The organism is Chitinivorax sp. B, assembly GCF_005503445.1.
Classification (GTDB): domain Bacteria; phylum Pseudomonadota; class Gammaproteobacteria; order Burkholderiales; family SCOH01; genus Chitinivorax.
Genome location: NZ_SCOH01000154.1, coordinates 1 through 1,376 on the forward strand (window position 1 = coordinate 1; position 1,376 = coordinate 1,376).

1 protein-coding gene and 1 pseudogene are annotated in these 1,376 nt (G+C 55.2%); both read left to right on the plus strand.

Annotation, left to right across the window (positions count from 1 at the left end):
- The first annotated feature begins 125 nt into the window (after nucleotides 1-125).
- Nucleotides 126-857, plus strand: coding sequence for a DUF3304 domain-containing protein (locus tag FFS57_RS24985; RefSeq protein WP_137940522.1), 732 nt, complete (start codon nucleotides 126-128; stop codon nucleotides 855-857).
- A gap of 5 nt (nucleotides 858-862) precedes the next feature.
- Nucleotides 863-1,376: pseudogene (locus FFS57_RS24990) on the plus strand (hypothetical protein); the annotation flags it as partial.

The following is a 1,376-nucleotide window of genomic DNA, read 5'->3' on the forward strand; positions in this document are numbered from 1 at the left end:
GTGGGCAAGCCCTTCCCGGCCTTGGGGGACACGGGGCTTGGGGGGGACGAAATGTTGGGGTTGGCCATGGCCAGTCATAGTGTGTGGCAGGGTAGCGGCATCCAACCAAAGGGGAATGCAGTCGTATGAAACCAGGTGTGTTATTGCTGTTGCTCTGTGTGCTGCTGGGGTGTGGCGAAAAAACCAGGCAAGCGACCGGACAAGTGACACCGGAGCCGGCATCGGACAGGGTGATGGTGTCGAATGATGCGGTGAATTACATGCATGACTGGGAAATTAAATACACCCTGATCGACCTGCGTGATAACCAACCGATTGGCGGGGCGATTGTTGGGGTGTTGGAAGGGCCAGGTGGCAAGAACTGCTGCATTGGCCTGCCCAAGCAGTGGCAACCAGGGATGAAGGTGCGGGTGGAGTGGATCGCGGGAGATAAAGAAATCATCAAACCGGAAACCTTCCGTCGCGACCTGGAGATACCCCGCTATAGCCAGGTGGGGGATCTGTATGTGCTGTTCCATCCGAATGATGAGGTAGAGCTGGTGGTGTCGGCAGTGGAGCCAGGGCACCCGAATTGGCCGGGCCGGGAAAAGGCGTTGCCCTATCTGGCTTGTGTGGCGCGGTTGTCGGAGAAAGCGTGCCGGAAGTATTTGCCGAAGTATCCCTTGCGATCACCGGATTATGCGGCATATGAAATGCGGAAGGGATGTAGCGAAGAAGGTCTGAAATGGAATGATAAGGAATTTCCTCATATGAAAATCGAAAATCGCCAAGCTTGTGAGCGGATGATGAGGGACTGTAAAGAGAAATGGGCAGTGACAGATAAAGCTATGTGCTCACTAGATTACAAGGATGACTGAGGGAAATGACTGCACGATTTGCCGAGCCATGTCGGGGGCTGCCTCTGAATTTGTCCTTAGCTGAACAGGAAGTTGCTAAGACAAACCAAGGTGACCTCTCCTGCCTGGAATGCACACAAGACATCTTCCTGGGTTTTTTCTTTGATGGCACCAACAACAATAAATATGTGGATACGCCACGCTTCAGTCATTCCAATGTAGCCCGGCTGTATGAGGTGTATGCAGGCCAACCGGCGGTGAGCAATATGACGCTGATCTCGGGTGGCGAGCTGCAGAAGCTCAAGCAGCTGCAGGCAGCGTATGCACAAGCCAAGCAGCACGATCCGCAGGCGAAGAAGCCCGATGAATTGATCAGCCGAGAGGTGCTGGCTGGCCCGAAAAAGGAAGACCTGCCACCGGTGTGGCCCACCTCGGTGCCGGGTATAGAGCGCAAGTACTACCGTAAGGTCTATGTGCCCGGTGTGGGCAAGCCCTTCCCGGCCTTGGGGGACACGGGGCTTGGGGGGGACGAAATGTTGG